Annotated in this window: 19 protein-coding genes, 1 tRNA gene and 1 pseudogene; 6 read left to right on the top strand and 15 right to left on the bottom strand. The window is 65.8% G+C overall.

Annotation, left to right across the window (positions count from 1 at the left end):
- Positions 1 to 66 precede the first annotated feature (66 nt).
- Both AC5RUM_RS09620 and AC5RUM_RS09625 read right to left on the bottom strand, forming a co-directional pair.
- Positions 67 to 148 (bottom strand) — tRNA-Tyr (locus tag AC5RUM_RS09620).
- 116 nt (positions 149 to 264) lie between these two features.
- A complete protein-coding gene (locus AC5RUM_RS09625) occupies positions 265 to 519 on the bottom strand; it encodes a hypothetical protein (RefSeq protein WP_494034703.1) in 255 nt (84 codons plus the stop codon).
- Positions 520 to 704: 185 nt separating this feature from the next.
- Between AC5RUM_RS09625 and AC5RUM_RS09630 the strand changes: the two genes are divergently transcribed.
- Together AC5RUM_RS09630 and AC5RUM_RS09635 are read left to right on the top strand one after the other, a co-directional pair.
- Complete coding sequence (locus tag AC5RUM_RS09630) at positions 705 to 1,196, top strand: YajQ family cyclic di-GMP-binding protein (RefSeq protein WP_400580448.1); 492 nt, start codon at positions 705 to 707, stop codon at positions 1,194 to 1,196.
- A 99-nt stretch (positions 1,197 to 1,295) separates the two neighbouring features.
- Positions 1,296 to 1,751, top strand: a complete 456-nt coding sequence (locus AC5RUM_RS09635; protein WP_494034704.1) for a GNAT family N-acetyltransferase — start codon at positions 1,296 to 1,298, stop codon at positions 1,749 to 1,751.
- Between the two features lie 128 nt (positions 1,752 to 1,879).
- Here the strand turns inward: AC5RUM_RS09635 and htpX are convergent, their stop codons facing one another.
- Both htpX and AC5RUM_RS09645 read right to left on the bottom strand, forming a co-directional pair.
- Positions 1,880 to 2,749 carry a zinc metalloprotease HtpX gene (gene htpX, locus AC5RUM_RS09640; RefSeq protein ID WP_494034705.1) on the bottom strand — a complete coding sequence of 290 codons (870 nt, stop codon included), beginning with the start codon at positions 2,747 to 2,749 and terminating at the stop codon, positions 1,880 to 1,882.
- 47 nt (positions 2,750 to 2,796) lie between these two features.
- A complete protein-coding gene (locus tag AC5RUM_RS09645) occupies positions 2,797 to 4,068 on the bottom strand; it encodes an MFS transporter (RefSeq protein WP_494034706.1) in 1,272 nt (423 codons plus the stop codon).
- A 76-nt stretch (positions 4,069 to 4,144) separates the two neighbouring features.
- On the opposite strand from AC5RUM_RS09645, the gene AC5RUM_RS09650 reads away from it, so the two are divergent.
- The 3 genes from AC5RUM_RS09650 (at position 4,145) to AC5RUM_RS09660 (ending at position 6,924) form a co-directional block, all read left to right on the top strand.
- On the top strand, positions 4,145 to 4,603 hold the full coding sequence (locus tag AC5RUM_RS09650) for a Fur family transcriptional regulator (RefSeq protein ID WP_494034707.1): 459 nt from the start codon (positions 4,145 to 4,147) through the stop codon (positions 4,601 to 4,603).
- Positions 4,604 to 4,633: 30 nt separating this feature from the next.
- Positions 4,634 to 6,133 carry a catalase gene (locus AC5RUM_RS09655; RefSeq protein ID WP_494034708.1) on the top strand — a complete coding sequence of 500 codons (1,500 nt, stop codon included), beginning with the start codon at positions 4,634 to 4,636 and terminating at the stop codon, positions 6,131 to 6,133.
- A gap of 155 nt (positions 6,134 to 6,288) precedes the next feature.
- Positions 6,289 to 6,924: a DUF2461 domain-containing protein gene (locus tag AC5RUM_RS09660; RefSeq protein ID WP_494034709.1), complete on the top strand. Its 636-nt coding sequence runs from the start codon at positions 6,289 to 6,291 to the stop codon at positions 6,922 to 6,924.
- 38 nt (positions 6,925 to 6,962) lie between these two features.
- Here AC5RUM_RS09660 and AC5RUM_RS09665 read toward each other — a convergent pair whose 3' ends face one another.
- From AC5RUM_RS09665 to AC5RUM_RS09705, 9 genes and pseudogenes are all read right to left on the bottom strand, one after another.
- On the bottom strand, positions 6,963 to 7,643 hold the full coding sequence (locus AC5RUM_RS09665; RefSeq protein ID WP_494034710.1) for a VOC family protein: 681 nt from the start codon (positions 7,641 to 7,643) through the stop codon (positions 6,963 to 6,965).
- A gap of 82 nt (positions 7,644 to 7,725) precedes the next feature.
- On the bottom strand, positions 7,726 to 9,285 hold the full coding sequence (locus AC5RUM_RS09670) for an APC family permease (protein ID WP_494034711.1): 1,560 nt from the start codon (positions 9,283 to 9,285) through the stop codon (positions 7,726 to 7,728).
- Between the two features lie 268 nt (positions 9,286 to 9,553).
- Positions 9,554 to 15,190 (bottom strand): peroxidase family protein, encoded by a 5,637-nt coding sequence (locus tag AC5RUM_RS09675; protein ID WP_494034864.1) that lies wholly within the window; start codon positions 15,188 to 15,190, stop codon positions 9,554 to 9,556.
- A gap of 389 nt (positions 15,191 to 15,579) precedes the next feature.
- Positions 15,580 to 16,007, bottom strand: a pseudogene (locus AC5RUM_RS09680) (DUF779 domain-containing protein).
- 12 nt (positions 16,008 to 16,019) lie between these two features.
- Positions 16,020 to 17,042, bottom strand: coding sequence for an alcohol dehydrogenase AdhP (adhP, locus tag AC5RUM_RS09685; protein ID WP_494034712.1), 1,023 nt, complete (start codon positions 17,040 to 17,042; stop codon positions 16,020 to 16,022).
- 73 nt (positions 17,043 to 17,115) lie between these two features.
- A complete protein-coding gene (exaC, locus tag AC5RUM_RS09690; RefSeq protein ID WP_494034713.1) occupies positions 17,116 to 18,639 on the bottom strand; it encodes an acetaldehyde dehydrogenase ExaC in 1,524 nt (507 codons plus the stop codon).
- 149 nt (positions 18,640 to 18,788) lie between these two features.
- Positions 18,789 to 20,168 (bottom strand): helix-turn-helix domain-containing protein, encoded by a 1,380-nt coding sequence (locus AC5RUM_RS09695; RefSeq protein ID WP_494034714.1) that lies wholly within the window; start codon positions 20,166 to 20,168, stop codon positions 18,789 to 18,791.
- A gap of 158 nt (positions 20,169 to 20,326) precedes the next feature.
- Positions 20,327 to 21,760 (bottom strand): FAD-dependent oxidoreductase, encoded by a 1,434-nt coding sequence (locus AC5RUM_RS09700; RefSeq protein WP_494034715.1) that lies wholly within the window; start codon positions 21,758 to 21,760, stop codon positions 20,327 to 20,329.
- A gap of 154 nt (positions 21,761 to 21,914) precedes the next feature.
- Entirely contained in the window at positions 21,915 to 22,913 is a 999-nt protein-coding gene (locus AC5RUM_RS09705) for a DNA topoisomerase IB (RefSeq protein ID WP_494034716.1), read from the bottom strand.
- Between the two features lie 195 nt (positions 22,914 to 23,108).
- Here AC5RUM_RS09705 and rarD point away from each other — a divergent pair, with 195 nt between their 5' ends.
- Entirely contained in the window at positions 23,109 to 24,080 is a 972-nt protein-coding gene (rarD, locus tag AC5RUM_RS09710; RefSeq protein ID WP_494034717.1) for an EamA family transporter RarD, read from the top strand.
- 45 nt (positions 24,081 to 24,125) lie between these two features.
- On the opposite strand, the gene AC5RUM_RS09715 is transcribed toward rarD, so the two are convergent.
- Positions 24,126 to 24,992: a universal stress protein gene (locus AC5RUM_RS09715; protein WP_494034718.1), complete on the bottom strand. Its 867-nt coding sequence runs from the start codon at positions 24,990 to 24,992 to the stop codon at positions 24,126 to 24,128.
- 252 nt (positions 24,993 to 25,244) lie between these two features.
- Complete coding sequence (gene gabT / locus AC5RUM_RS09720) at positions 25,245 to 26,609, bottom strand: 4-aminobutyrate--2-oxoglutarate transaminase (protein ID WP_494034719.1); 1,365 nt, start codon at positions 26,607 to 26,609, stop codon at positions 25,245 to 25,247.
- Positions 26,610 to 26,661: the final 52 nt, after the last annotated feature.

Raw genomic sequence — 26,661 nt, forward strand, 5'->3', positions numbered from 1 at the left:
CTCGGCGGGGGAAAAGAAAAGCCCCGCCAGACCGGCTTGCACTGGTCTGACGGGGTTTCCCGCGGGTGGCAGATGAGGGATTCGAACCCCCGTAGGCGTTGCCAGCTGATTTACAGTCAGCCCCCTTTGGCCGCTCGGGTAATCTGCCGAACTTCAAAGAAGTTACCCGGGTTATTGCTTCCAGTAACCGCGGGCAAGACAACTTTACAGAACTTCTGCCGAAGAATCGAATCGAGCGAAAAACCGCTCAGAATCCGCGGAAATTCAGGCTTCGCCGAGGATGCGGCCCGCGAGTTTTGCCTCGAAGCGGAGTGCCTGCTCCTCCGTGATCTGGTTCAGCTGCACCGCCCGCTGGAGGTCGGCATGGACGCCGTCCAGCCTCGAGGACGCGTCGGGTGCCGGGCTCAGGATGATGGATGCGGCCACGGCCGCGGCTGTCACTGAGGTGGCGGCGGTGGCGATCGCTCCTGCGGCGGCTGCTGTGGATCGGCTGACATAGCGGACTGCCTGGTGGGTCATTGCGTTCCTTCCGGGGTCTTCCAACTCCTACAACTGTCCACGGCCATGCTCCGTTCCCGCCGTGCCTCAGCTATGAGAGAACTGTGAAAGCGGATTCACCGTCACGACAGGCCCATCCGTACTACGCTGGAATGCAGATATCAACGCCCCGTCCGGGCGAAGCAACCACGAGCAAAAGGAGAGTCATGGCCGGCGAGTCCACATTCGACGTCGTAAGCAAAGTAGATAAGCAGGAAGTGGCGAACGCACTGCACCAGTCCCAAAAGGAAATCGGCCAGCGCTACGACTTCAAGGGCGTCGGCGCCGAGATCGACTTCAGCGGGGAGAAGATCCTCCTGAAGGCCAACTCCGAGGACCGGGTCCTGGCGGTGCTGGACGTCTTCCAGTCCAAGCTCATCAAGCGCGGGATCTCCCTTAAGTCCCTTGAGCAAGGCGAACCGTACCCGTCAGGCAAGGAATTCCGTCTGGAATGCTCCATCAAGGAAGGCATCGCGCAGGATCTGGCCAAGAAGATCAACAAGCTGATCCGGGACGAGGCCCCCAAGTCCGTCAAATCCCAGATCCAGGGCGATGAACTCCGCGTGACCTCCAAGTCCCGCGACGACCTCCAGGCCACAATGGCCCTGCTGAAGGACTTTGACGAGGCCGACCTCCAGTTCGTCAACTTCCGCAGCTAGACCGCGAGTGGTTCCACGACGCGCATATCGGCTGGCGACACCCATATTCGGGTGTCGCCAGGTCTTTTGCGCGTCCTGAACGGAAAGACAGGAAGTCCCGTGAATTTCTCTGTGACGCCTGAGCCGTGGGATACCGAGGACGGCGCCCGGCTGCGGAGCATGCAGCGCGCCGAACTGGACGCGAGGTACGGCTCCGACGACCACGAACCCGGCACGGCTCCCAGCGCCGAGGACATCTCCTTCTTCGTCGTTGCCCGGGACGTCCAGGGCACGGCTGTGGCCTGTGGCGCGCTGCGGCAGCTGGACGTGGGCTCGGCGGAAATCAAGCGGATGTTTGTGCTGCCCAGCCACCGGGGAACCGGAGTGGCCCCGGCCGTGCTTCGCAGCCTCGAGGCCGAGGCCGTCCGTCTTGGACTGAAAGAGCTCAAGCTCGAGACAGGGACAGCCCAGCCCGACGCCATCCGGTTTTACGAGCGCGAGGACTATATGCTCATCGACAATTTCGGACCCTACGCCGGCGAGCCGCTGTCCGTCTGCTACGCCCGGACGCTCTGACGCTGCACAACTTCTCCGGCGACGCGCAAATTACCGCTCGCTACGGGTATTCCGGCCGCGCCGGGCATTTGCGCGTCGCCACGCATTTCGCGCGTCGCCAGGCATTTCGGGAGTACGACGGCGGGACGTCAGCCGAGCGGCCGGCCCGCCATCCGCTCCAGCCGGGCAATGCGGTCCTGCATGGGCGGGTGGGTAGCGAACAGCTTGGTCATGGCCCCGCCCCGGAAGGGATTGGCGATCATCAGGTGCGAGGCGTTGACGAGCCGCTGGTCCTGCGGCAGCGGCGCCGCCTGCACTCCCTGATGAATCTTGCGCAGGGCCGAGGCGAGCGCCAGCGGATCTCCCGTGAGCTGTGAACCGTCCTCATCGGCGTCGTACTCCCGGGTTCGGGAAATGGCTACCTGGATCAGGGTCGCCGCGAACGGTGCCAGCAGGGCCATCGCGATGAGGGCAAGCGGATTCGAGTTCCGCCGGTCCCCGCCGCCGAAGATCAGCAGCATCTGCCCCACGGAGGTGATGACGCCGGCCACGGCCGCGGCCACGGACGAGGTCAGGATGTCGCGGTTGTACACGTGCATGAGCTCATGGCCCAGGACTCCACGGAGCTCGCGGGGGCTCAGCAGCTGCAGGATCCCCTCGGTGCAGCAGACTGCAGCGTTCTGCGGATTCCGGCCGGTCGCGAACGCGTTCGGGGCCATGGTGGGCGAGACGAAAATCCGCGGCATTGGCTGGTTGGCGCGCACGGACAGCTCCCTGACCATCTGATACAGCTGGGGAGCCTGCGCCTCGGACACCGGATACGCCTGCATGGAGCGCAGCGCGATCTTGTCGCTGTTCCAGTACCCGTAGGCGGTGGTGACCACTCCGATCAGCGCCATGATCACGATCGGGGCCGTACTGCGGGTGTTGCCTGCGATCAGTGCTCCCAGGCCCAGCAGCACCGCCCACAGCACGCCGAAAAGCGCCGCTGTCTTCAGGCCGTTGTAGTGTTTGTGCACTCTTCCCTCCACAGCTCTTAACTCACGTCAGAACTCCAGCAGCACCGCTACGGAACAGGATTCCGCGCGTCGTACTTCAGGAAGCCGGATTGCCACCGCGCGGCTGTCCAGGCCACTCCGATGCACAGGACGCCGCCAAGCAGCAGGACCCAGCCTTCACTAAGAATTTTAGTGCCGGCACCGGCGAGCATATCGCCGATCCTCGGCCCGCCCGCGACCACCACAATGAAGACCCCCTGCAGCCGGCCGCGCAGGTGGTCCGGCGTTGCCGCCTGAAGGATGGTGGTGCGGAAGACCGCACTGACAGAGTCGGAGATTCCGGCCAGGGCGCAGCACAGGGCGGCGGGCAGCAGCCACAGCGTTACTCCCCCGGAACCGGACCGGCCGGCCAGCACCACCACCAGCCCAAATCCGGCAATCGACGCGCCCCACCCCATCACAGACCAGACCACTGCAGTTCCCTGCATCCTCACAGAGCCCAGCGGCCCGGAAAAGAGACCGGCCAGGAATGCACCGACCGCAGTGGATGCCAGCAGGATGCCAACCGTGGTTTCCCCGCCGCCGATCATGAGGGCGCCGACGGCGGGCAGCAGCGCCCGTGGCTGCGCCAGGATCATGGCAACGAGGTCGATGATGAAGGTCATGCGCACATTGGGCCGCGTGCCCAGGAACCGGAAGCCTTCCACCACGGAGCGCAGGCCTGCCCTGCCCGCCTCTTTGCCGGGCGGCATTGACGGCAGCCGCAGCAGTGCCCAGAACACGAAGGCGAAGCTCACCAGGTCCAGCGTGTAGGTCCAGCCGAATCCCACCGTGGCCACGAGCACCCCGGCCAGCAGGGGCCCGGCCGTCATGGCCAGGCCGAAGGTGATCATGCTGAGTGCGTTGGCTGCCGGAAGAAGCTCCTTCCGCACCAGCACGGGAAGGATGGCGCTGCGGGCCGGCTGGTTGATCGCCTGCGCTCCGCTTTGCACGGCCACGAGTGCATACAGAAGCCAGACGTTCCCCGCCTGGAGCCACGCCTGGAGTGCCAGGCCGGCCACGGCGGCCCACATCACCGAGGACGAGAGGAGCGCCACCGTGCGGCGGTCGTGGGAATCGGCGATGGAACCGCCCAGCAGGCCGCCGAGCACCAGCGGCACCAGGGCAAAAATGCTGAGCAGCCCGACGTAGAGGCTGTCCTGGGTCAGCCGGTACACCTCCAGGCTGACGGCCACCAGGGTCAGCTGGGATCCCACGTTGGAGACGGCGCCGCCCAGCCAAAGACGCCGAAAGTCCGGGCTCTCGCGCAGCGGAGTGATGTCGGCCAGTATTTTCCCCACCCGGCAACTCTAGCCGCGGACGGAAGTTAGCTTTGCCTTATTGTGATCTTGTCAAAATAAGTGTTTCAATGGAGTCATGACCGATCACCCGGAAAGCCACGAAGCATGGGCCGCGGCCCTGCGTGCCCACGGCCGCCGGGTGACCAAACAGCGGCTGGCCGTGCTGTCCGCCGTCGAACACAACCCGCACTCCCCGGCTGAGAGCATCCTGGCGGCTGCCCGCGAGGAATTGCCGGAACTGACGGCGCAGTCCGTCTACGTCGTGCTCGGTGACCTGACCGACCTGCACATGCTGCGCCGCTTTGAGCCTCCGCACTCGCCCGCACTGTACGAGACCCGCGTGGGCGACAACCACCACCACGCGGTCTGCGTCAGCTGCGGCAGGGTGGAGGACGTCGATTGCGCCGTCGGCCATGCGCCCTGCCTGACCCCGCACTGGAATGAGGACTCCCATCCCATGACCATCCAGATCGCGGACGTCATGTACCAGGGGATCTGCAGCGATTGCCAGCGGGCCCAGAAACTTCCTTCGTAACTGTCAAGTAATCAATAAATTAGGAGAAAGATGACTTCGAACATCTCTGCGCCTGCCGTGTCCACGACACAGTCCGGTGCTCCGGTCACGTCCGATGCCCATTCCAAGGCTGTCGGCGCCGACGGCGCGATCATCCTCACGGATCACTATCTGGTGGAGAAGCTCGCGCAGTTCAACCGCGAGCGGGTTCCGGAGCGTGTGGTGCACGCCAAGGGCGGCGGCGCGTTCGGTACCTTCAAGACCACCGAGGACATCTCCAAGTACACCAAGGCCGCGTTCCTGCAGCCCGGTGTGGAGACCGAGATGCTGATCCGTTTCTCCTCCGTCGCCGGTGAGAACGGCTCCCCGGACACCTGGCGGGACCCGCGCGGGTTCGCGGTGAAGTTCTACACCTCCGAGGGCAACTACGACCTCGTGGGCAACAACACCCCGGTGTTCTTCATCCGCGACGGCATCAAGTTCCCGGACTTCATCCACTCCCAGAAGCGCCTCCCGGGCACGCACCTGCGGGACGCGGACATGCAGTGGGACTTCTGGACCCTGTCCCCGGAGTCCGCGCACCAGGTGACCTGGCTGATGGGTGACCGCGGCCTGCCGGCGTCCTGGCGGGAAATGCAGGGCTACGGTTCGCACACCTACCAGTGGATCAACGCCGAGGGCGAGCGGTTCTGGGTGAAGTACCACTTCAAGTCCAACCAGGGCGTGAAGAACATCACCGGCGAGGAAGCCGAAGCCCTCGCCGGCTCGGACGCGGACTTCTACATCCGGGACCTGCACGAAAACATCGAAGCCGGCAACTTCCCGTCCTGGGACCTGCACGTGCAGGTCATGCCGTACGAGGACGCCAAGACCTACCGGTTCAACCCGTTCGACCTGACCAAGGTCTGGCCGCACGCGGACTACCCGCTGATCAAGGTCGGCACCATGGAACTGAACCGGAACCCGGAGAACTACTTCGCGCAGATCGAACAGGCCACCTTCGCGCCGTCGAACTTCGTGCCCGGCATCGCCGCGTCCCCGGACAAGATGCTGCAGGCCCGGATCTTCTCCTACGCCGACGCGCACCGCTACCGCGTGGGCACCAACCACGCCCAGATCCCGGTGAACCAGCCCAAGAGCCAGGTCAACAACTACAGCCAGGACGGCGCCGGACGCTACCTGTTCAACGCCCCGTCCGTTCCGGTCTACGCCCCGAACACCCTCGGCGGCCCGGCAGCGATCGAGCCGCAGAACCCGGCCGGCGGCTGGGAGAACGACGGCGAACTGACCCTCGCCGCGCACTCCCTGCACGCCGAGGACGGCGACTTCGTCCAGGCCGGCACCCTCTACCGCGAGGTCTACGACGACGCCGCCAAGGCCCGCCTGCTGGACACCATCACCGGCGCCGTGGGCGGCGTGAAGAGCCCCGGCATCAAGGAACGCGCCATCCAGTACTGGACCAACGTCGACGCCGAACTCGGCGCCAAACTCCGCGCCAACCTCGGCGCAGCCCCCCTCTCCGACGCAGAGGCAGCCAACAAGATCGGCTAACAAAGCCCCTTCCAGCTGAAAAGAACCCCGCCACGGCACCCACACTGCCGCGGCGGGGTTCTTTTGTTTCTGCATGGTTGTCCACATAGCCTGCGTTGTCCACATAGCCTGCGGCGGGGGTGGGCAGCGGTGCGCACCGTCCCTACTCTTCAATCATGAGCACGTTTGACGGCATTCCCGCTGCTGCCGCGGAATTCTACGAGGAACTGGAGCAGAACAACACCAGGGAATGGTGGCACGCCCATGAGGAGGTGTACGCGGCGTCCGTCAAGGAGCCGCTCACCACGCTCCTGGCCCGGCTTGAGCCCCGGTTCGGGCCGGGCAAGATTTTCCGCCCGCACCGGGACGTCCGGTTCTCGCAGGACAAGTCCCCGTACAAGACAGCCCAGGGCGCGTTCGCGTCGTACCAGGAAGGCGTCGGCTACTACCTGCAGCTCAGCGCTGACGGCCTGCTCGTGGGCGGAGGCTACCATTCCCACTCCCCCGCCCAACTGGCGCGGTACCGGAATGCCGTGGACGCCGCCGGCACCGGGGAACAGCTGCAGCACATCGTCGATTCCATAGCCGGGGCCGGGTTCCGCATCGAGGGAGAGAAGCTCAAGACGGTGCCCCGGGGTTACGCCCGGGACCACCCCCGCGGGGAGCTCCTGAAACACAAGTCGCTCGCCGCGAGTGTGGCTCTGGGCCAGCCGGAATGGCTTCCTTCACCGGCAGCGGAGGCCGAGATCGCCCGGCTATGGGAGCAGCTGCGGCCGCTGGTGGACTGGGTCGGACGGCACGCCGCGCCCTAGGACATGTCTCCGCTCCAGCGTGCCGGCTTCAGCGCTGTTCAGCCCCCGAAGTGCCATGCATCGAGCACAACACGGCCACGCGGCGATTCCAGCGTCGCGGTGAGCGGTGCCTTCTGCGCAGCGTCGATCGGGCTCGTCTGAACGGCCGGAAGCTTCAGAACGTCGACCGCCTGGGTGGGAACGCCGCGCAGCACCAGCCCCTGCAGCGCCACATCGGTGAGGGGCATGTGGGCACACGGATGTTGCCCTTCCCATTCGATCAAGCTGGGCAGCGCGCCGGCGCATTCAGCGCGGCCGTCGTCGCGGATGGTGATGCGCCACTTCAACTGTCCGTAAGGCGTGTCGCGCTGCGCTGCCACCAACTCGCCAGGGTCGAGCGCGAAGTTGGCAAGGTCCCTGCGCAGCATCTCGATCTTGCGAGTGCGCGCCACTGCGTGCACCAGCCGAGGGGATTCGCGGACAGCCTCGCGCACCTCGGGGTGGTCGAGCCCAAACCAGCGCGGCCTCCCCGGCGCCGGCGCGTCGGAATCGATCGCGATCACCTCGAGGTAGCAGTCGGGGAAACTCCCGCTGCTGATGGCCATCACCCGGTTGTGAGTACCCATCAGCGGGTGTTTGCCTCCACCGGAGGGCTGAATGCCGAACGTTGTCGCGCACCAGGCCGCGCCCTGTTCCAGCGAATCGGCGGCGATGACCAGGTGATCGATAGTGGCGTTCACAAGTCAACCGTACCGCTCCGGGCGTTTGGCAGATCGGGCCGCTGTCCCCACGCCGGCCGCCCAACGCCAGTCCAGCAGCGGGTCAGACCTTCGTCAGGGCATCCTCGTCGTCGTCCAGGTCGTCATCCGAGCTCCGGGCCGGGCCGCCGTTCACGGCGGCCTTCGCTCCGGCGAACTTTTCGTTGAGCCGGGAGTGGCGCTGGCCGTAGGCAAAGTAAATGCCCAGGCCCACCGCGAGCCAGATGGCGAAGAAGATCCACGTCTCCACGGCCAGGTTGGTCATGAGATACAGGCACAGCACCGCAGACAGGATCGGCAGGACCTTGCCGAACGGCACACGGAACGCAGGCTTGAGATCCGGCCGCTTCTTGCGCAGCACCAGGATCCCCAGGCTGACCATCACGAATGCGGATAGCGTGCCGATGTTGATCATTTCCTCGAGCAGATCAACGTTCGTCAGGCCTGCCACGAGAGCCACCGCGGCGCCGCAAATGATCTGGAGCCGCGCCGGCGTCGAACGCTTCTCGCTGGTCTTGGACAGGGACCGCGGGAGCAGCCCGTCGCGGCTCATGGCCAGGACCACGCGGGAGAGGCCCATCAGCAGCACCATGATCACCGTGGTCAGGCCCACCAGGGAGCCGAACGCGATGATCTTGGCGGCATCGGTGTTCCCGACGGCCTCGAAGGCCGTGGTGAGCGTCGGGTTCTCGACCTCGGCCAGCTGCTTGTAGGAGACCATTCCCGTGAGGGCGAGGGACACCAGGATGTACAGCAGCGTGACGAGGGCAAGGCCGCCGAAGATGCCGCGCGGCAGGGTCTTTTGCGGGTTCTTGACCTCTTCCGCGGACGTCGCCACCACGTCAAAGCCGATGAAAGCGAAGAACACCAGTGCTGCGCCGGCGAAGATGCCCAGCGTTCCGTACTGGGCGGGGGCGGCACCGGTGAGGAAGCCGAAGAAGGACTGCTTCATGACATCCGCTGCCCCGGTACCCGCGGTGGGCTCAGAGGCCGGAACGAACGGGGCGTAGTTGGACAACTTGACGTAGCTGAAGCCCACCACGATCACGAAGATGACGACGCCGATCTTGATCAGCGTGAAGACGTTGCCCACGCGGGCGGACAGTTTCGTTCCCAGCACCAGCAGAACGGTGAAGACGGCGACGATGAGGAACGCACCCCAGTACAGGTCCACGCCGCCGAGCGAGACAGCGGGCGGGATCTCCACGCCCATGAGCGCGAAGACCTTGCTGAGGTAGATGCCCCAGTATTTGGCAATCACGGCAGCAGCGGTGAACAGCTCAAGGATCAGGTTCCAGCCGATGACCCAGGCAAGAACTTCGCCCATGGTGGCGTACGTGAACACGTAGGCGGAGCCGGCCACGGGGATGGCAGTGGCGAACTCCGCGTAGCACATGATGGCCAGAGCACAGGTGATGGCAGCCACCGCAAAGGACACGGTGACCGCGGGGCCGGCGAAGTTGGCTGCGGCCTTGGCACCCACGGAGAAGATGCCGGCGCCCACTGCTACGGCGACGCCCATGATCATGAGGTCCCACGTGCTCAACGAACGCTTCAGCTGGCGTCCGGGCTCATCGGCGTCGGCCATTGACTGCTCGATGGATTTGGTCCGGAAGAGATTCATAGGTAGTCCACAATCCTGATCGGGGTTGGAAACAGACCTAGCAATAATAGAGTCCAGCCAATGGACGGCTGCATTTGTCCCAAATACTGAGACTGGAATGGTGTTCGACGGCACAAAACCACGCCCGGACCTCCCCCGCGCTGCGGCTGCGCGGTGTGGTGGAAGGTCCGGACGTGGTGGTTTGGGCCCGTATCAGCGCTGAAGGCTGATACTGGGGTGGAGCAGCCTCCCGGGCCCTTCCGGGTCCGGGAGGCTGCTGGGAAACGGACTAGCTGATGGCGTTCATGATGTTCCAGCCCGTGCCTGCCGAGACCCTCGTCGGGAAGATTCCCGCACCGTTGCCCAGGTAGGTCCAGAGCGTGCCGCCCGAGTCCCTGGCGACCAGGTCAGCCCTGCCGTCACCGTTCAGGTCACCGGCACCGCTGATTGCCGTCATGGTGTTCCAGCCGGCGCCTGCGCGGATCCGGTTCGGGAAGGTTCCGGCGCCGTTGCCCAGGTAGGACCACAGCACGCCGCTCGTGTCCCTGGCCAGCAGGTCAGCCCTGCCGTCACCGTTCAGGTCGCGGGAGGAGCTGATGGCATTCATGCCGCCCCAGCCGGCGCCGACGCGGATCCGGTTCGGGAAGATTCCGGCACCGTTGCCCAGGTAGGACCACAGCACGCCGCTCGAGTCCCTGGCCAGCAGGTCAGCCCTGCCGTCACCGTTGACGTCACCGGAGGCGCTGATGGCATTCATGACACCCCAGCCGCCGCCGACGCGGATCCGGTTCGGGAAGATTCCGGCACCGTTGCCCAGGTAGGACCACAGCACACCGCTCGTATCCCTGGCCAGCAGGTCAGCCCTGCCGTCACCATTCACGTCACCGGAGGCGCTGATGGCATTCATGACACCCCAGCCGCCGCCAACCCGGACCCTCGTCGGGAATGCTCCCGATGCGTTGCCCATGTACGTCCAGAGCACCCCGCTCGAGTCCCTGGCCAGCAGGTCCGCGTTGCCGTCACTGTTGAAGTCACGCAGCGCGGTCAGGATGCCCACAACGTTGGCTGCCGTTACTGCAGTCGAGGTCTGGGATGCCGTGGCATACCCGGCCTTCGAACCGGTGACCCTGACGGTGATTGCCTTGCCGGCATCGCCGGCCCTCAGGGTGTACGTGGCTGCCGTGGCTCCGCCAATGGCTGTGCCGTTGCCGAACCACTGGTAGCTGAACGTCACCGGCGCCGGTCCCCAGACTCCGGTGTTGGCGCTCAACAGGCCTCCGACCACGGCGGCTCCGGTAATGCTTGGAGCAGCAGTCACCAGTACCGGTACGGCAGGAGTGACCGGGTTGGACACTGCAGCCGCGCTGGAGCCGTGGACGTTCTTGGCTGTGACCTCGAAGCGGACCTGCACTCCGTTGGTCAGCCCGGTGACCACCAGGCTGGTGGCATCGCCCGGTGCCGTGCGAAGAGCGCCGACCTGGGTACCGTTGGCCACATTGACAACCCTGATGGAGAACTCGTCCGTGATTCCGCCGGCCACAGCAGCCGTGAAGTTCACGGTGGCCGAAGCGTTGCCGGTCACGGCCGTCACACCGGTGGGTGCGTTAGGCGCGATCGAGTCGGCGAAGATCAGCGTTTCGATGTTCCGGAGGGTGTCCGTTCCATCGGGGCCGGCGTTGTTGTGGGTCACCGTGGTCACCCCGGTCTCTTCGTTGACGTCGACGGTGTAGTTCGCCTCGATGTCAGAGAACACGGCCTTGTCGGTGCCACCGCTGGTGGAGAGGATTTCCCGCACCACCTCGATGTTGCCCGGGTCGACCTTGCCGGCGAACACGTCCGCCTGGAGGGTCGCTCCGGTCAGGGCACCGGCCTCGTTCTTCAGGTACTGCGTGGTCATGCCCGTGGCGCTGCCGATCACTTCGCCGGCGTCGTTCTTGACGCTCAGCCGGACGTTCAGGTAACGGTCACCGTCGATGATGTCGTTGCCTCCGCGGCCTTCGATAATGTCGTTGCCGCCGCCGCCGAGGAGGAGGTTGCCGTCGCCCCAGGCCATCGCGTTCTCGGACTTGTCCAGGATCGGGCAGTCCTTCGAGGCCGAAGCGGCAATCACATCGGCGATGGGGGTTGTCCGTGCTTCTGCCGGGATCAGCTCATTGAGGCCGGCGATGCGGTTCACACCGTGCTCATCAAGGACGTTGCAGCCGATGAAGCCGGCGCCGCCGATGTCAGCGGGAACCACGTCGTCACCGCGGAGTTTGTCGTCGAAGGGGCCTCCGGAGAGGGCTTCGACTTCGTTGTAGCGGTCGCGCACGCCGGTCTGGAGGATGTCCAGAGGCAGGATCTGCAGATCCAGGTCGGCATCCTGCGGCTGCGGATCGGCAATGCCGATCTCCCAGTCATAGCCGGAGCCGCCGGCAACCTTCTCGATGCCGGGACCTGCGAGGCCGATGTCGTCGCCGCCTTCCATGTCGTAGTCATCGTCACCGCCCTGGCCTGCCTGGATGTCGTGGCCCGGCTTCTGCGAATCGTCCAGGAAGAACAGGTTGCTGGAGTCACCGATCAGGAGATCGGGCTCGTCGCCGCCTTCCATCCAGTCACTGCCGCCATCGCCGAAGACCACGTCTTCGCCCTGGCCGGCGATCGCAAAGTCATCGCCTTCACCGGAGAAGGTTTCGTTGATGTTGGGTCCGCCGTTGGTGAAGTCCTTGCCGTCACCGGCCATGATGATGTCCAGGCCTGGGCCTGCATCGATGGCGTCGTTGCCCGGGCCGCCCTTGTGGACGTCGTCACCGGCGATATCGGTGATGATGTCGTTGCCTTCGCCGCCAAGTCCGACGTCGGCCCCGTCACCGCCCTCGATGATGTCGTTGCCTTCGCCGCCCCAGAAGGTGTCGTTGTCGTTGCCGCCGTAGACACGGTCAGGGTTGACAGTTCCGTTGAAGACGCTCTGGCCGTTGATGCCGGAGGGGTCCACGGTGTTGGTCATCCGGTACTTGATGGTGCCGTCAGCCATGCGGATCAGAACCTTGGTTTCGTTGCACTCCGAGGCCGAGTCGTCAGCGACGGTGTTGCCGAATGTGCTGAACCCGTCCCGGGTGCCGGCAAGGTTCTTCAGCTCGAACTTGCAGTCGGCCGTGGCAAAGGCGTCTGCCTTCAGGGCCTGCGCATTGGTGTTGCGCATCATGAGTTCGGCGAACGAGTTGCCTTCCAGCTGAGCCCGCAGGTTCATGCCGGGGGTGCGCGCCAGGTAGTAGAACCGGTCGCCGTTCTGCAGCTCCGTGAGCTGCTGCTCGAAGACGTGGTTGAACGTGCTGCCCAGCAGGCCACCGAACATGTTGGTGCGTTCCGCGAGGCCACCGACCCACAGTTCGACGTCGTCGAGGCCGGTCCGGGAGTGTCCGTTCTGGTCTGACCAGGTATCGCCGTCACTGTTCATGAACGCCGCGGCGTCCGCCGGAGGAACATCGCCGGCAAGGGCGTCCGGGTTGACGATGGCACGTGCGGCATCCCGGCGCGACTTCAGCGAAGCCGGTTTGTCATCGGCGTTGTCCAGTACCTTATCCGGTCCAGCATCCTTAAGGATCGTGGGGTGCTTGCCGTAGGCCGCCACGAAGTTGATCAGCGACTCAGGGTGCTTGAGGTTCTCACCGAAGTCGATCCAGTTCGTGTAGGGCTTGAGCTGGCCGTCATTGGTCTCAGCGTGGAGGTCCTTGCGGAATTCGTTGAGCGTCGGGACGCCTTCGGACCTGGCCCGCGTCATGTTGATCGTGGCAAGGTCAAGCGGAAGTCCCAGCAGGTTGTTCCGGAGCGTGTCCGTGACGAATTCGTCCAGTTCGTTGCCGGCCTGGTCGGACATGCCCATGATGATGCTGCCCGCTGCCTGTTCCGACGTCAGCTCACCCTCGGCGCCGCCGTCGGTGTAAGCAGGCGGGTTGAGGAATCCTTCGAGCAGTGAGATGTCGTTTTCGGAGCCCCGGATGTCGTCGGACGTTCCGTACGTGGCGTCGGGGCCGGGCTTGTCTTCATTCCTGCGCGAGATGGTCTCGGTCAGCATGGAGTGGCCGAACCGGTACACGGCGTGGGCGAATTCAGCCTTGATGGCCGGGTTGATTTCCGTCTGCGTGAAGGCAAACGGCTGGAACGGGTTGATCAGAGGCTGGATCTTGCGCGCGAACTCTTCGAAGACCAGGTGCTGGTACTCCATCTCGGTCACGAAGCGGGCCGCCTGGAAGAGGCGCTCGCCGTAGTTGAACGTAGCGTCACCGACGGCCTGGTAGTCGCCCAGCAGCGCGGCATTCTCCGGCTTGGCCAGCGTGGTCTTGATGTCGTCGATCAGGCGGTCGTGCTCGGAGTGGAACACCTGGTGAATGGCGGTCAGGCCGATGTTCTCGTTGACGCGGCCGTCGCCGGCGATGAAGTGCGCATCGAGCATCTCATCGTCGTAGGTGCCGGGTGCCTGGCTGGCGAAATCGGCCGAGGCGGTGGTGTCCGCGTCCTTGGTCGGGGCCACAGCCGGAGTCCCGGGGTTGTGGTCATGGTCCTTCTTTGACGGGTCCGCGTTGTGCGCGATGTCCGTCAGGAACGGAGTGTTGAAGTAGTGCACATCGGCAGGAACGAGCGTTCCCGTTCCGCCGTTGTCGGCGGGGTTCGCCTCAACGTCGCCGCTGGCGGTCATGAACACGGGAAGGCCGCGTTCCGGGCCGGGGACGAAGTTGCCGTACAGGTCAGACTTGATCATCGGGACGTTGAGGACATCCTTGTCCTCAAGCCGGATGCCGAGCTTCTCGAAGGCCTGCACCTTGGTGGTTGCCCACGTGGCCATGCCTCCTGCGGTCGGTCCGGCGGGGCCGCCGAGCAGCTTGCCGGTGGCCGCGGGACGGCCGGCCTCGTCTGTCACGTACTCGCGGAGGAACACCTGGTGCGAGGGGTGGGAGGTGTAGGTCTGGCTCTGGTCCACCCACGGGGAGTCGGTGTTAAGGGCGTCCTGGACATCGTCAGCACTTTCGTCGACTGCAGTGGCCGGGTTGTCGCCGAGGATGCCGTCCGCGCCCGGCTGGTTCAGGCCGCGGGTCAGGGCCATGAAACGCAGGTGCACGGGCAAGTCGTCACCTTCAACAACATCCCGTGTTGCCGGATTGTCCACGCCCTCGACGGCGGGAGTCGCCGGGTCGTCGTCAAATTTATGGTTGGGGCCCGCGATCAGCGGGTCGTCTGCCTTGAGTGGAACGTAGACGTTTCCGCCGCCTTTCACGGTCTGGTCGATGCCGTGGTCGAAGAACTGGCCGAACAGAGTGAAGAGGGAGTTGTAAGGCGGGGACAGCCCGACGTCCGTGGTCACGTTGGGGATGAAGAGCGTGCTGTAGGACGGAACGCAGTCCACGGGGTCAGCTGCTACCGGCGGATCGGACAGCGGGTCCGGGTCGGTGGTGCAGGGCTTGACCCCTTCATTGCCCTGGGTACGCACGGGATTGCCGGCAGCGGAAACGGCTGCCGGGTTCGTGGACGTCTGGTCCACGATCAGGTTGCTGATGACCCGTGGGTGCGAGTCGAAGACGTCGCCCTTCTTTTGGGAGTACTTGGTGGCGACGGGCGGACCGAAGGCCGCGTTTTCTGCGTCCTTGAAGGATGCGGCACCCAGGCGCGGGAACACCTGGTCGGCCGCGCCGAAGTTGTCCTGTCCGGGCTCGAGGTGGTTGCAGCTGCCGTCCACCGTCCGCAGTCCGAGGGAGAGCATCGGGCTTGCGAGCTGGTTTTTCAACGCGCCGCAGGGGCCGGTCTCGGCCGTCGTATCAGCCACGTGCTTTTCAGCGATCTTGATCTGCTTCAGGATGAACGACAGGTCCGAAGGGGTGACATTGAACCCCGCCCCTACTGGCCCCTGCACCGCGTTGGCTGCAACCACGGGCAGTCCCATGGCCGCGGGCATCGCCAGGGTGGTTGCTGCCGCAATCAGCCGGAAGGAGACCGGCCGCTTGTTTCGCTTGCTGCGTCGTCGACGCCGATTTATCGGTGGATCGGTGGGTGCTTCGGATCGGCTTTGATCCGCGCCCCCGTCTGAGTTCAAGGCTAAGAGTTTCATGGCACACCTGCCGCTAGGAGGGATGGAACACTGCCATGGTGTTCGGCCCCACTCCTAAAAACCTTGGAGTAAATAGGTCCTGCGGAGGCGCGGAGAACGGCTCCCTTCGAAAAGGCCACCCAGATTGGGGGTTCCCAATCTGGGCCTGAACATGCAACGCCCGGGCCGGTCCGCTCAATTGCGGCCCCGCCCGGGTGTCATTTTGTAGGGTTTTTTCTGTAACAAGCCGGACCGGTTTACATCGGCCAGTCCATCAGCCTTGACCGGATCAGGAAGCGTTTTCCTTCGGCGCTTCCACTGAAAAGCCGCTCCCTCTACCCTGCACCACATCCACCGTCAGGTGGGTGTGGCTCCAGTAGTTGAACTGCTCCCTGGACATCCAGAAGTCCAGCGGCATGGCGCCGCTTTCCGCTCCGGTGCCGGGGCCGCCGTCGGATATCTCAAAACGCCCCAGCAGGACGTCAGAGTCACCCGTCAGGAACTCCCCGACGGGGAAACACATCGGGGACGAACCGTCGCAGCAGCCGCCGGACTGGTGGAACATGAGCGGCCCGTGCTGCGTCCAAAGCTTCCGCAGCAGCGAAACCGCCGCGGCGGTGAGCGCCACCCGGGAGAAGCACTCCCCGGGCAGCGTCACCGCGGCATCGAGCCTGCCGTCAGGCATGTCGCCCCGCCATCAGAACCTCAGCACGACACGGCCGTCGATCTTGGCGTGCTTCATCTCGTCAAAGACCGCGTTGACCTCGGACAGGTCCCGGGCCGAAACCGTGGGGTGGATCTTTCCCTGAGCGTAGAAGTCGAGCGCTTCTTCCAGGTCCTGCCGGGTTCCCACGATGGAACCGCGCACGGTCAGGCCCTTGAGCACGATCTCGAAGATGGGTGCCGGGAAGTCCCCGGGCGGCAGTCCGTTGAAGACGATCGTTCCGCCGCGGCGGGCCATACCGATCGCCTGGCCGAACGCCGAGGGGTGGACGGCCGTGACCAGGACGCCATGGCAGCCGCCGGTTTCGCGCTGGATCACCTCGGCGGGGTCTTCGTGGAGGGCGTTAACCGTCAGCTCCGCGCCGTGCTGCCTGGCGAGGGCCAGCTTGTCGTCCTCGATGTCGACTGCTGCAACGCGCAGGCCCATGGCCACGGCATACTGGACCGCGATGTGGCCCAAGCCGCCGATGCCGGAAATCGTGACCCACTGGCCGGGTTTGGCTTCCGTCATCTTCAGTCCCTTGTAGACCGTGACGCCGGCGCACAGCACCGGTGCAACTTCCACCGGGTCCGAGCCAGCCGGTACGCGGGCCGCGAAGCGGGTGTCAACCAGCATGTACTGGCCGAACGAGCCGTCCACGCTGTAGCCGCCGTTCTTCTGCGCCTCGCAGAGCGTCTCCCATCCGGTGCGGCAGTATTGGCAGTCGCCGCAAGCGGACCACAGCCAGGCGTTGCCCACGAGGTCGCCAATGGCCAGGTCTGTGACTCCTTCTCCGAGGGCGACCACTTCGCCCACGCCTTCGTGGCCGGGGATGAACGGGGGCGAGGGCTTGACGGGCCAGTCGCCTTCCGCGGCGTGGAGGTCGGTGTGGCAAACGCCCGTGGTCAGCACCTTGACCAGCGCCTCCCCGGGGCCGGGCGTCGGGACAGGGACGGTAAGGATCTGAAGGTCCTTGCCGAATTCGGATACTACGGCTGCTTGCATTGTCGTCGTCATTGGCGAAATCCTTGCGTCGTTAAAGCGTTGAGTGGACAGAGTGAGGGTGCTGCCTTCCTGAGGGGTGTGCGGCCTAGAAGAAGCCGAGCTTGTTCTCGTTGTAGCTGACCAGCAGGTTCTTGGTCTGCTGGTAGTGGTCCAGCATCATGGCGTGGTTCTCACGCCCGATGCCGGAGGACTTGTAGCCGCCGAACGCGGCGCCGGCCGGGTAGGCGTGGTAGTTGTTGACCCAGACGCGGCCGGCCTGGATCTCGCGTCCGGCACGGTACGCGACGTTGCCGTTACGGGACCAGACGCCGGCGCCGAGGCCGTAGAGGGTGTCATTGGCGATGCCCATGGCGTCGCTGTAGTCGCTGAAACGCGTCACGGACACCACCGGTCCGAAGATTTCCTCTTGGAAGATGCGCATCCGGTTGTGGCCTTCAAAGACCGTGGGCTGGACGTAGAAGCCGCCGGCCAGGTCCCCTTCGAGCTTGGCGCGGGCGCCGCCGGTGAGTAGCTTGGCGCCCTCCTGCTTTCCGATGTCGATGTAGGAAAGGATCTTTTCCAGCTGGTCGTTGGACGCCTGCGCACCAATCTGGGTTTCCGTGTCCAGCGGGTTGCCCTGGATGATCTTCTCCACCCGGGCCACGGCGTCCGCCATGAAGGACTCGTAGATGTCCTCCTGGACCAGGGCTCGCGACGGGCAGGTGCAGACTTCGCCCTGGTTGAACGCAAAGAGCGTGAAGCCCTCCTGCGCCTTGTCGTAGAACGCGTCGTTGGAATCCGCCACGTCGTTGAAGAAGATGTTCGGGCTCTTGCCGCCCAGTTCCAGCGTGACGGGGATCAGGTTGTGGGAGGCGTACTGGCTGATCAGGCGGCCCGTGGTGGTTTCACCCGTGAAGGCGATCTTGCGGATCCGGGGGCTGGAGGCCAGCGGCTTGCCGGCCTCGACGCCGAAGCCGTTCACCACGTTGACCACGCCGGCCGGGAGCAGGTCGCTGATGAGTTCCATCAGCACCAGGATTGACGACGGCGTCTGCTCGGCCGGCTTGAGGACCACGGCGTTGCCTGCCGCCAGCGCCGGCGCCAGTTTCCAGACGGCCATCAGGATCGGAAAGTTCCACGGGATGATCTGGCCCACGACGCCGAGGGGCTCGTGGTAGTGGTAGGCGGTGGTGTCGTCGTCGAGCTGGGACAGCCGGCCCTCCTGGGCGCGGACGGCGGAGGCGAAGTAGCGGAAGTGGTCGGCGGCCAGGGGGATGTCCGCGTTCAGGGTCTCGCGGATGGGCTTGCCGTTGTCCCAGGACTCGGCGACGGCGAGCATCTCCACGTTGGCGTCGATGCGGTCCGCGATCTTGTTCAGGATCGCCGCGCGCTCCGTGACGGACGTCTTGCCCCAGGACGGGGCAATCTTGTGTGCGGCGTCCAGGGCCAGTTCGATGTCCTCTGCCGTGCCGCGGGCCACCTCGCAGAAGGGCCTGCCGGTGACGGGGGTAATGTTTTCGAAGTACTGGCCCTTGACGGGGGCAACCCATTCGCCGCCGATCCAGTTCTCGTAGCGGTCCTTGAAGGTGACCTTCGAACCCTCGGTACCGGGCTGTGCGTAAACGGTCATTGCTGGCTCCTTTGCTCTGCAACACGGTGGCGGTCCGTATGGTGACCGCCGTTGCACCCAGCGTAGGAGCGGGCAGGTTGCAGCCAGGTTGCAACCGTATGATCAGGGTCACTACTGATTGAGCCTGTCGAAACCCCGGGGGCCAGCAGTTAAGCGCTGAGCTCGGTTTCCAGCCGTTCCACGTCAGCGACGACGGCGGCCCGCTTGGGCGACCGCGGCGGCAGGAGCTTCAGGGCGGCGCGCCGGACGCCGACGTCGTTCCTTGCCTCTGGCAGTTCGGCATACCGGAGCAACGACTCGGCGCTGCCGTCCGTCAGGACGGCCTCGCGCAACAGGGAGGAAAGCCGGCCCCGCAGCTCCACGATGCCGGGCGCCTCGGACCGCGGCAGCACGGCGCCGCGGTAGATCTCAAGGGCGATCCGGTGCGCCCCGCGCTGCAGGCAGCTGAGCACCTGGCCGCTGTCCGGCACCAGGTCCACGGTCAGCCTGTACGGGCGGGACCCCGGCACGGCGGCAGGGTTGAGCTCCTGGAGGACCTTGCGGAGCCGGACCATCTCGGCACGCAGCGTGATGGTGGAGCCGTCACCCGGATAGAGCAGGACGCTGAGTTCCTCCGCGCTGAGACCGTCCGGATGGGTAGCGAGCAGGGCCAGGATTTCGCTGTGCCTGGCGGACAGCGCAACGGTACGGCCTTCGATGCTGAGCAGCGCCTGGTCGCGGCCCAGCAGCTGCAGGCTGTTGCGGTACAGGCGGCCCTCCACCGCGGAATCGGACTTTGCCACCGAACCGGAGCTCCGCCGTCGGGCAGCCGTCCGTGTTGCAGCTTTGGCGGCCGCCAGCTGGAGCCGCTCGACGCGTAACTGGGCTTGGGCGGCGGCAACCGTGGCCTCAACGAGCGAGAGGGTATGCGGCGCCACCGCAGACTCCGTGCCGGTGATGTCCACGACGCCCAGCAGCGCGCCGGAATCCGGGTCCTGGAAGGGCACCGCGGTACAGCTCCACGGGTGCACGGACCTTTTGTAGTGCTCGGCGCCGGAGATCTGGATTCCCCTGCCGAGGGCGAGCGCCGTCCCGGGCGCACTCGTGCCCACCATGGCCTCGGACCAGTCCGCGCCGGGAACGAACATCATGCGCTCCGCCCGCCGTTGCATCTCGGAGTCGCCCTCCACCCAGAGGAGCCGGCCCACGTCATCGCCGACGGCAACGAGCAGGCCGCTGTCGTGGCTGGGCTGGATGAGGAGCTTCTGAATCACGGGCATGATGGTGGCAAGGGGGTGCTGGCGGCGGTATTCCTCGAGCTCTTCCCCGTCCATGGCCAGCGGCGCCTCGGGGACATCCGGGTTGGCCTGCAGACGGGCCGAGCGCTGCCATGACTCACGGATGAGGCGGCGCAGGCCCGGGATTTCCGGCGCGTCCGGAAAGTCGCTGTCCAGGTGCTCGTGGGCTGCTAGGGCGTGCCGCTGGGCGAACTCAGCGGCATCTTCCGCAGCTCCGCCGCGGCGTGCTGCCGGCTGGATCAGGTTCCTCATCGAACTCCCGTTGCCACACAGTTGGTTGCGCCTGCCCGCGCTGTCGCATGTCACGGTCCCGCCAGTGGCCGCGCGCTTTGTCCGGCAAAGTCTAGTTGGCGTCACCCGCCGCCCGCCACACCCTCACATGCCTCCCGGATTTAGTGCGCACCAAAGTGTCAGGCGCGGGAAATGTCGATCATTTCCTCGCGCGGCACCACTTTGATGCGTTCACGCACGACGCCGTCAGGCGCCGCTGATTCGGACCACGCCGCTCCGAGCGCTGCTTCATGCGCGTTCAGCCGGTTCCAGCCCTCCCACGTGGTGTACTCGATGCCGCGTTCCTCGAGCAGGTCGATGATGGCCTGCGGATCCGGGTTTTCCGCGGGCGGCAGCGTCAGCCGGTCCTCCAGGAGGAAGCCGATGGTTTCCAGGGCGTCGCCCTTGGTGTGCCCGATCAGGCCGACAGGCCCGCGCTTGATCCAGCCCGTGGCGTAGATGCCGGGGACGGGCTTCCCCTCGGCGTCGAGCACGCGGCCGCCCTCGTTGGGGATCACCCCTCGCTCGGCGTCGTATTCCAGTTCGTCGAGCGGGGAGCCGTGGTAGCCGATGGCGCGGTAGACCGCCTGCACCGGGTAGTCGATGAACTCCCCCGTGCCCTTGACGTTTCCGGTGCCGTCCAGCTGCATGCGCTCGAACTTGATGCCGGCAACCTTGCCGGACCCGCCGTCGTCGTATATCTCGACGGGGCTGTGCAGGAAGTGCAGGTGCAGGCGGCGGGAGGACGGCTGTTCAGCCTCGGCGTGCTCTTCCACCAGCCAGTTGGTCATGGTGTTCACCATAGTCTTGGTCTGGTTGTTGGTGCGGATCGCCTCGTCCGAGGCCTCATCAAACTCAAAGTCCTCCGGGTACAGCACAATGTCCACGTCGCGGGCATGGCTGAGTTCGCGAAGCTCCAGGGGCGTGAACTTGACCTGCGCCGGGCCGCGGCGGCCGAACACGTGCACGTCGGTGACCGGCGAATTCTTCAGGCCCTGGTAGACGTTGTCCGGAATCTCGGTGACGAGCAGCTCATCGGCGTGCTTGACCAGCATCCGCGCCACGTCCAGAGCCACGTTGCCGTTGCCAATCACGGCGATTTCCTTGGCGTCCAGCGGCCACTCGCGCGGGACGTCGGGGTGCCCGTCGTACCAGGACACGAAGTCCGCGGCACCGAAGGAGCCCTCAAGGTTGATGCCCGGGATGTCCAGGTCGGCGTCCTTGATGGCACCGGTGGAGAAGATCACGGCATCGTAGAAGGCCCGGAAATCGTGGAGGGTGAGGTCCCGGCCGTAGGTGACGTTGCCGAGGAAACGGATGTCGCCGCGGTCCAGGACCTTGTGCAGGGCGTTGACGATGCCCTTGATGCGGGGATGATCCGGAGCAACCCCGTAACGGATCAGGCCGTAGGGTGCAGGGTAGGCCTCGAAAAGGTCGATGCTGACCTCCAGGTCCCCGCCCTTCACTTCATTGGATTTGGTCAGGATGTCCGCAGCGTAGACACCGGCGGGTCCGGCTCCGACAATCGCGACGCGGAGCGGCCTCTGGGAGGTGGATTCAGCTGAGTTGGACACCGGGAGCCCTTCTGGAACGGGAAATTGCGCGTGTCATCCTGCGCGCAGTTTTCAATTCTAATTGTCCTCATGATCCTGCGCTGAACCGTGACGCAGCGGGTCATTAGTGCATCGGGTCAGCGACGCAGCGGGGCAACCGCCAGGCCTCGGGCCATCAGCCGCTCTCCTTGAGGGGCACCACGTCGCCTTCGCGGTAGAGCAGGGCCCGCAACTCCGATTCCGCAGAATCCAGCCGTTTGGGGTCGATCGTCTCGCCGGCCGCGAAGTGGTCCAGCATGCGCGGATCCACGTAGCTTTTCCGGGCGATGGCCGGCGTATTGCCCAGCACGGCGGCGGCATCCTGCATGGCAGCTTTGACCGCGCCCTTCCGTGCCGCAACCTTCTTCTGCGGGCCGCTCCGGGCCAGGCTGACGGCGGCTGCGACGGTGCCGTGGAGGGTCCGGAAGTCCTTTGCGGTGAAGTCGGATCCGGTGCGCTCCTTGACGTATTCGTTGATGTCGGCGCTGGTCACCGGATGCCAGTTCCTCCCATCCTTGTAGGCCAGCAGGCGGGCGTTGCCGCCGCGCCGCTTGAGCACGCGTACCAGGGCGGCGAGGTCCTCGTCGGCGATCTCGGATTCCCAGTTCTTGCCGCTCTTGGCCGGGAAGCTGAGCAGCACGCGCCCTTTCCGGACCTGCACGTGCGCGCAGAGCAGCGTGGCCAGGCCGCGGCTGCCGTTTTCGTTGGTGTACCGTTCCGAGCCCACGCGCAGGGATCCGCTGTCGAGCATGCGAAAGGCGGCGGCGAGGACCCGGCGGCGGGTAAGGCCGTCGCTCCTCAGGTCCATGGTGACCAGCCGGCGGGCGGCGGGCAGCGACTCCGCGAGCTGGAGCGCGCGGTTGTACTTCACACGGTCCTTCCGCTCGCGCCATTCCGGGTGGTAGATGTACTGTCGGCGCCCCATCGCGTCCAGGCCGGTGGCCTGGATGTGGCCGTTCTCAAACGGCGAGATCCACACATCGGTCCAGGCCGGGGGGATGCCGATGCTTTCGAGCCGGTCCCGGACGGGCCCGGGCGGCAGGGTTGACCCGTTGAGGTCCCGGTAGCTGAACCCCTTGCCCGCCGCCACCCTGCGGTAACCGCGGCCGGAGGCGTTGCTGCGGCGCAGCCTCATCGCGCCTCATCCTGCCCGCTAAACATCCTCATAATAGAAAGCCTACTGACTATTCCTGTGCAGCACGCAACCCCCGGCCCCGCTGGACGGAATACGGCAGCGCCAGATGGTGTTATGGGTCTTGTGCCTACGTCTGACGGATCCGTCTCCTCCGCTGTACCTCCCGCCGCGCCGCCCACTGCCGAACCACCGGCGATGACCGCTTCCGGTGCGCAGACTCCGGGCTTGGAGGCCGTGGACAAGGACACGACGGCGGGGGTCCTGTTCGGCGTCGGCGCATATGGTCTGTGGGGGCTGCTCCCGCTGTACTTCTTCGTGCTGCAGCCGGCGGGAGCCCTCGAAATCGTGGCCAACCGGGTGGTCTGGTCCCTGCTGTTCTGTGCACTGCTGGTTACGATCACCAGGGCGTGGGGTGTCCTGGGCGCCGCCTTCCGGAACCGCTCCGTGCTGGGCACCCTCACGCTCGCCGCCGTCCTGATTGCCGTGAACTGGCTGACCTACACCTACGGGGTGACCACCGGCCAGGCCGTCGAGACCTCACTGGGCTACTTCATCAACCCGCTGGTCTCCGTCCTGCTCGGCGTGTTCGTACTGAAGGAAACGCTCCGCCCCCTGCAGTGGGCCGCCGTCGGAATCGGTTTCATTGCTGTCGCCGTACTCACGTATTCCTACGGCAAGCTGCCGTGGATCGCCCTCACATTGGCCGTCAGTTTCGGCCTGTACGGGTTCGTCAAGAAGCGCGTCGGTCCCAAGGTGGGCGCCGTCACGGGCCTCACGGTGGAGACCGTGGTGCTGACGCCACTGGCCGCCGCCACCATGATTTTCCTGGGCGTCAGCGGGAGTGCCACCCTGGCCAGCCACGGAGTCGGACACTTCTGGTTGCTCGCCGCATCCGGCATCATCACCGCCGTGCCACTGATGTTCTTCGGCGCGTCCGCCCGCAGGCTGCCGATGACCACCATCGGGCTGCTGCAGTACTTCGCGCCGGTGCTGCAGTTCATCGTCGCCCTGGCGGTCTTCCAGGAAGCCATGACCCTCGAGCGGTGGATCGGCTTCGGCGTCGTCTGGCTGGCGCTGCTCGTGCTCACCGTAGACATGCTTGCCACAGCCCGCAAGAACTCCGCTGCCCGCAGGCTCTCCCTTCGGGAAGCGCGAACGGACAGTTAAGCCCCGCCTCAGCCTGTGCTCGGTGGGGTCGGCTGGGCGGTGTCCTTAGAGCGCCGCGTCGATCTGCTCGTAGTCGCGCGGGACAACCACCATGGGCACTGGCAGTGCCCGCAGCACTTTGTTGGCCGTGCTGCCCAGGAATATGCGGTTCTTCTCCGCCAGGCGTGAGGAACCCACGATGAGGATCTCGCCGTCGTGCCATTCCAGCCCGTCGATCGCTTCCTCGATGGTGCGGCCATGCGCCACGGCCACGCTGACCTCATGGCCCGCGGGCACTTTCCCGGAGGCCGCGGTCAGGACGGTGTTCGCGTGGATGTGCGCGGCGTTGATTGCCTCCCCGGCGTCCCCGGCGGCATCCAGTTCGACGAGCGACACCAGGCGCAGGGGCACGCCACGCCTCTTGGCCGCGTTGATCGCCGTCTCAATCGCGGCCTCGGCCCCGGCACGCTGGCCCACGGCAAGGGTCAGGCGCGTCATGGGGGCTGTCCGCTGGTACCCGCGCGGGGCGAGGGCGACGGGAACCGGCGAGGCATGCAGCAAAGCGTTGGCCACAGTGCCCACGGTGTACCGCTTGAACAGGCCGGTGCTGGCGGCACCCACCACGATCAGTCCGGCCTTTAACTCCACGGCCGCATCGATCAGCCCGCCCGCAAAGGAATCGGCCTCCCGCACATGAAACGTGGCGGGAAGGCCCTGCGGAATGAGGCCGAGCCCCTGCCGTTCTGCCGCCAGCACCTCCTGCTCCGCCGCGCTGACATTGCCGCCCTCCGGGTTCAGTGCCACATAGGGGGCACCCTTCTTCACGACATAGACGAGGTCCAGGTGTGCGCCCTGGGCCAGGGCCAGCGACGTGCCGAGCGCGACGGCGTCCGCGCCGCGCTCGGTGGGTGTGTAACCGACGACGTATCGCATGCAAAACCCCTCTTCGGGTGAGGCAGGCGCCGGCGGCGCCGGATCCCCGGCGCTCCCCGGCCTGCGGTGTGGCGTGCAGTGGTGAGGACGACTTTACCCCGGGATACGACGGCGGGCCGGGCACCCGAAGGTACCCGGCCCGCCGTCGTCGTGCACGCCAGTGCAATCTCCCGCGCGAACGGGCAGATAAGGCCCTCAAAAGACGCGAAACGGGGCGTTATCTGCCTGTTCGCGCTCGAAGGGAGGGGTGGATTACGCGTTGGCCTTGATGGCGGCGGCGAGCACTTCGAGGCCGTCCAGCAGCAGCTCGTCGCTGATGACCAGCGGCGGCAGCAGCCGGATGACATTGCCGTATGTGCCGCAGGTCAGGATGATGACGCCTTCCTTGAGGCAGGCAGCCGCCACGGCCTTGGTGAGCTCGGGGTTGGGCTCCTTGGACCCGGCCTGGACCAGTTCGATGGCCAGCATGGCACCGCGGCCGCGGATGTCGCCGATCACGGAACGCTCAGACAGCTCAGCTACCAGTTCACGGAGGCGGCCCACCGCGAGTTCCTCGATGTGCTTGGCGCGGCCGTTGAGGTTGTGCTCCTCCATGGAGCCGATCGACGCAATCGCCGCGGCGCAGGCCACGGGGTTGCCGCCGTAGGTGCCGCCCAGGCCGCCCGGGTGGACGGCGTCGAGCAGGTCGGCGCGGCCGGTGATCGCGGACAGCGGCATGCCGCCGGCGATGCCCTTGGCCATGGTGATGATGTCCGGAACAACGCCCTCGTGGTTCACGGCGAACCATTCGCCGGTGCGGCAGAAGCCGGACTGGACCTCGTCCGCGATGAAGACGATGCCCTTTTCCTTCGCCCACGCGGACAGCGCCGGGAGGAAGCCGTCGGCCGGGACGATGAAGCCGCCTTCGCCCTGGATCGGCTCGATGATGATCGCGGCCACGGACTCGCCGCCGATCTGCTTTTCGATCATGGTGATGGCGCGCTTGGCGGCCTCGGCACCCGTGATTGCGGGGTTTTCCTCGCGGAACGGGTAGCTCATGGGCATGCGGTAGACCTCGGGCGCGAAAGGCCCGAAGTTGGTCTTGTACGGCATGGCCTTGGCGGTCAGCGCCATGGTCAGGTTGGTGCGGCCGTGGTAGGCGTGGTCAAAGGCGACGACGGCGTCACGTCCGGTGGCGAGGCGGGCCACCTTGACGGCGTTTTCCACGGCTTCGGCGCCGGAGTTAAAGAGGACGGTGCGCTTCTCGTGGCTGCCCGGGGTGAGGCGGTTCAGCTGTTCGGCGACGGCGACATAGCCTTCGTAGGGCGTGACCATGAAGCAGGTGTGGGTGAAGTGCTCCACGGCTTCCTTCACGGCCCCGACGACGGCGGGATCGGACGCGCCGACGCTGGTCACCGCGATGCCCGAGCCGAGGTCGATGAAGGAGTTGCCGTCAACGTCGTGGATGATGCCGCCGTCGGCGTCTGCAACATAGACGGGAACGCCGGAGGCGACGCCCGCGGCGACGACAGCCTTGCGGCGCTCGGCCAGCGCGAGGGACTTGGGGCCCGGGAAGTCGGCCTGGACGCGGCGCTTCTGCTCGAGCCGGTAGGTGATTTCGTTGGCGGTGGTGGTCATGGGAATGCCTTTCTGGTAGCTGCCGGTCCGTCTATCGACCAGCTCGGCCACC

It is taken from the genome of Arthrobacter sp. B2060 (assembly GCF_059090445.1).